Source organism: Thermohalobaculum sediminis (genome assembly GCF_023487995.1).
Classification (GTDB): domain Bacteria; phylum Pseudomonadota; class Alphaproteobacteria; order Rhodobacterales; family Rhodobacteraceae; genus Thermohalobaculum; species Thermohalobaculum sediminis.
The window spans coordinates 1-3,834 of record NZ_JAMFKN010000031.1 but is presented as its reverse complement, the minus strand read 5'-3'; the positions used below and the strand labels follow the sequence as shown (position 1 = coordinate 3,834).

At 62.2% G+C, this 3,834-nt stretch carries 6 protein-coding genes; 2 read left to right on the top strand and 4 right to left on the bottom strand.

Features of this window, described 5'->3' with window-relative positions; genetic code table 11:
• Window positions 1-193 precede the first annotated feature (193 nt).
• The gene (locus M1105_RS20395) at window positions 194-883 is read left to right on the top strand and encodes a gamma-glutamylcyclotransferase (RefSeq protein ID WP_249582211.1); all 690 of its coding nucleotides are present in this window, start codon (window positions 194-196) and stop codon (window positions 881-883) included.
• Between the two features lie 243 nt (window positions 884-1,126).
• The gene (locus tag M1105_RS20390) at window positions 1,127-1,438 is read left to right on the top strand and encodes a DUF1330 domain-containing protein (protein ID WP_249582210.1); all 312 of its coding nucleotides are present in this window, start codon (window positions 1,127-1,129) and stop codon (window positions 1,436-1,438) included.
• 710 nt (window positions 1,439-2,148) lie between these two features.
• Here the strand turns inward: M1105_RS20390 and M1105_RS20385 are convergent.
• From M1105_RS20385 to M1105_RS20370, 4 genes are all read right to left on the bottom strand, one after another.
• Entirely contained in the window at window positions 2,149-2,547 is a 399-nt protein-coding gene (locus tag M1105_RS20385) for a GFA family protein (protein WP_249582209.1), read from the bottom strand.
• Between the two features lie 22 nt (window positions 2,548-2,569).
• Window positions 2,570-2,968, bottom strand: a complete 399-nt coding sequence (locus tag M1105_RS20380) for a RidA family protein (RefSeq protein ID WP_249582208.1) — start codon at window positions 2,966-2,968, stop codon at window positions 2,570-2,572.
• A gap of 157 nt (window positions 2,969-3,125) precedes the next feature.
• On the bottom strand, window positions 3,126-3,458 hold the full coding sequence (locus tag M1105_RS20375; RefSeq protein ID WP_249582207.1) for a hypothetical protein: 333 nt from the start codon (window positions 3,456-3,458) through the stop codon (window positions 3,126-3,128).
• The gene (locus tag M1105_RS20370; RefSeq protein WP_249582206.1) at window positions 3,448-3,768 is read right to left on the bottom strand and encodes a hypothetical protein; all 321 of its coding nucleotides are present in this window, start codon (window positions 3,766-3,768) and stop codon (window positions 3,448-3,450) included. Before M1105_RS20370 ends, M1105_RS20375 begins: the two co-directional genes overlap by 11 nt.
• Window positions 3,769-3,834: the final 66 nt, after the last annotated feature.

Here is a 3,834-nt window from a genome sequence, read left to right as displayed (position 1 = left end):
AGTTTGTCCCGATCTCCAGAACTCCGCGCTCTGCGCGGCGAACGCGCACTCCGAGCCGTCTTGGCCTTGCTCGGCATAAAGTTCTTCAGGATCTTCCTTCGCTTTCCAGGCGTCCGTGCCTTGGTGAATTCACATGCATGGCGTCCCAAGCAATGCTAGCTTTCAATATGCGCTTTCTCGCTGGTAAACGGCCATGCAGCGGAGCCCCCGACTGACGGAAGCTCACGTTCGACGAGTTCATCGCGCCGTCGAAGATACCGGTGCCGGGCCAGGTATCGAGGTCTTCTCCGACGACCAGTACGACGAACACCTCCGAGAATTCCTCCGGGAGAGACCGCAGGGGCCGATCGGCGTCTTTGCTTACGGCTCGCTGATCTGGCGGCCGGTCTTCGTGCCCGCGGCCGTGTATCGTGCAACCGCCCTCGGATGGCAGAGGGCCTTTTCCCTGAGACTCAACCGGTTTCGCGGCACACCGGACTTCCCCGGCCTGATGATGCAGATCGATCGCGGCGATACTTGTGAGGGTGTGTTGCAGGTCGTTCCCCCGGATCGGGAATGGGCGGTGCTGGCTGACTTGTGGCGGCGCGAGATGACGGCCCGCCCGCCGAGCAACTGCCCGAGGTGGATCGACGTGGAAGTTGGTGGCGACGTGCGCCGGGCGATCGCGTTCACGGCCAATCCCGAGGGGCGAAACTATGCTGGCGGCCTGACGCTGGATGAGGTTGCGGCCTGTCTGTCGGAGGCCTGCGGGCATTGGGGGTCGGGTGCGGAATACCTGCTTCAAACGGTTTCGGCGCTGGAAGCAGAGGGGATACACGATCCTTACCTCTGGGCTCTACAGGAGCGAGTGGCGCTATTGATCGAGGCACGCTTTCCAGGATGAGCCCTGATCGGTGCGGGAGAAAGGTGAGGCGCGACCAGACATTTTGGCGATGCGCGGGGACGACTGCTCTCCGTCGCCTTCTCGCCGTCGTGCCGATATCGATCGCGGCCGTGAGGTCCCGTTGAAGCGACACGCAGCGGAGGTCTCGTTCGAGACCTGTCGCTGATAGTTCCGACTTACCTGACGCGGGTCAGGCGGCTACGGTCTACCTCATCAGGGGGGGGGCCAAGGGAGGATGACCGCATGCCCGCTTATCTTATCGCCGATGAAGTCATCACGGATCCGGAGGTCTTCGAAGACTACAAGCGAGCGGTTCTGCCTTTGATCACAAAGTATGGCGGGCGCTTCCTTTCCCGTGGAGGGGAACTGGAGGTGCTGGAGGCAGGCAGAGACTGGGCTCCGGCTCGAATGGTGATCATTGAGTTTCCGAGCATGTCGGAGCTCAAGAACTGGTATCTCAGTGCCGAGTACGCACCGGTTCGCGACATTCGCTTCCGTTCGGCCACGAGCACTTTGATCGCGCTGGCCGCAGGCTCCGCCGAATCCGCAGTCTGACCGTCGAACTCGCAGGAGGCGTCGCTCCCAAGGGAGGGAGGACGCCTCGCGTTTGCCGAATGCTCGATCCTGATCCGGATGCTCGGGGGCCGATTTGCCCGCCAAACGGATCTCGACGCGCTCCGCGACGACCGCTCTTCGCGCTGATCTACATGCCGTGTAGACGTCGCCCACGGCCCGTCTCGAGCCAGTCGTGGACGCGATCAGCACGCGCGTGCGCTCATTTCTTTGCAGTGATTACCTGGACCTTCACCTTGCCGCCGTAAGGCAGTCGCGCGGCCTGGTTTATGGTGCGGGTGGGCCGCCCTCTGGGCTCAAGGAGCGACTCGTAGATGGCCTCACTTCGGGGCGATCATCGAGATTGGAGAAAGCCAGATCGACATAGACTATCTTCGTGCGTGAGAACCCCGCCGTCTCCGCGATCCGGAAGGCGTGCCCGAGCGCGATCTCGGCCTCTTCGCGTGCAGTGCCCAGGATATAGTCGTTCTGTCCGACCGAGAGCTGGCAGCTGATCCCGCAGATATTCCGACGACGACGGCGTTACCGATCGGCGAGGGAGACGCAAGCACTCCCTCTGCCTCGACGATGTATCTTCCCGACATTTCAATCCTCGCATGAATATTCGGAGCGCGTATGAGCACCCGGCCTGAATGGGCAATGAAATCTGTCGCTCATCCATCGAGGCTGGCCTCTCGGCCCGCGCATCGGCGTTAGGTTTTCGTATAATCCGGGCCGAGATGTGACGGCAGATCGTCGGCGAGCTTCAACCAGGAGAGTCTCTCTTCGACTGCGACGTTCAGCGTCGGACAGAAGGCTTCGGGCTCTTCCATCGCCGCGACATAGAAGTGCATGGTCCCGGACATGCGGTGCGATCGAAAAGATACTGGCGTACCGCAGGTCGCGCAGAACGTCCGTTCGACGCCGGGAGAGGACCTGAAGAGCTTGGGCGGGGTGCCGGTCCACCGCCAATGGTCATCCAGAACCGCGATATAAGTGGTCATCGGCGCCGAGCATTGCCGCCGGCAACTCTCGCAGTGGCAGTTCACGCATGCTTCGGGAGGAAGGTCGATTTCGAAGCTCACAGCGCCGCAAAGGCAGTGACCACGCATGGCAGACTTCTCCGCGAGAGGATCATTCCCCGGAAACGAAGGCATCGACCTCGATCTCGACAAGCCATTCTGGATTCACGAACCGTCCAATCGCCATGATGGTGTCCACCGGCTTCACATCACGGCAGTAAGCTTTTCTCGCTTCGATCGCCTCCTTCCAGTTCTCGATGTCGGTCAGGATTACGCGAGTGCGAACAACATCATGGAGGCCGGACCCGGCAGCTTCCAGCGCCGCTTTTATAATCTCGAAGCACCGAGTTGTCTGCGCGAAGACATCGCCAACGCCCACTGTCTTTCCGTTGGCATCAACCGGCGCGGTGCCACCAACAGCGATGAATGGGCCAACCCGCACGGCTCTGCTGAAGCCCACGATCTCTTCCATTGGGTTGCCGTTAGAAACCAGCTGCCGTCTGTAGGTCATCACTCCGTCTCCGATGATTGGCGCGGCGAGAAATTATCAGATCATCGCGGTGCTTGCGCCCGCCAATCGATGGCGGCTTTGTCCGCGTTCCGGACGGAATGTGCGTGCGCAGCGAACGGCCGGTTCCGGTCGGGCCGACCGGCGCGCGTCCACAACGTCAATCTCGGCCAAGCTCCCTCGGAGCCGAGAGGATGCCATCGCGCGCAATCGTAAGCCTGCCCTCGGCGACGAGGCGGTCGATCAGTTGATATGTGACGGTAACGCCGAGGCCCGCGTTGACAGCAATCGACCCAGGGCGCTCGGCGCCGGCATCTATGGCGGCAAGCACGTTGGCAACTTCGCCAGCCTCCGCACCTTCCCCACGCTCCGACTTCTGCTCGCAGGGAGCCGCTACATTCGCTACATCCGCTACACCACACGCCGGCTTCCGGCCGCGCTTCTCCGCGGCGGAGCCGATCTCGGCGAGGGCCGCCTCGACGTCAAACCACATCGGCGCCCCTCACGATCCGGTAAGCCAGCTTCCTAGGGGCGCCACGGATCACGGTTCCCTCGGGAAGCGGAACGAGCCAGCCGTGATCCACGAGAATGCCAATCGCTGCGCGAACCTTGGGTGACTCCCGCAGCGCGTTCGGGCCGAACTGCTGGATCTCGCGCGGAATGATGTCCTGCTCGGACCATTGCTCGATCAGCCATCGTCTCAGCGCTTCGGCGCGGCCGATTTCTGCCGAGACGGTCGAAGCATCGGAGAGGCGCACCGCCTCGCCGAGGTAGAACTGCGCGAGCTGGGCGCCCTGAGCCACCCCAGAAATTTCGGTCCACCACTAGAGTGAGGAGAAGGAGGACCGAAGATGGGGAACAAGCACCAC

Coding starts and splice junctions, on each gene's coding strand:
- M1105_RS20395 (WP_249582211.1), top strand. CDS start 194: ATGCAGCGGAGCCCCCGACTGACGGAAGCTCACGTTCGACGAGTTCAT.
- M1105_RS20390 (WP_249582210.1), top strand. CDS start 1,127: ATGCCCGCTTATCTTATCGCCGATGAAGTCATCACGGATCCGGAGGTC.
- M1105_RS20385 (WP_249582209.1), bottom strand. CDS start 2,547: ATGCGTGGTCACTGCCTTTGCGGCGCTGTGAGCTTCGAAATCGACCTT.
- M1105_RS20380 (WP_249582208.1), bottom strand. CDS start 2,968: ATGACCTACAGACGGCAGCTGGTTTCTAACGGCAACCCAATGGAAGAG.
- M1105_RS20375 (WP_249582207.1), bottom strand. CDS start 3,458: ATGTGGTTTGACGTCGAGGCGGCCCTCGCCGAGATCGGCTCCGCCGCG.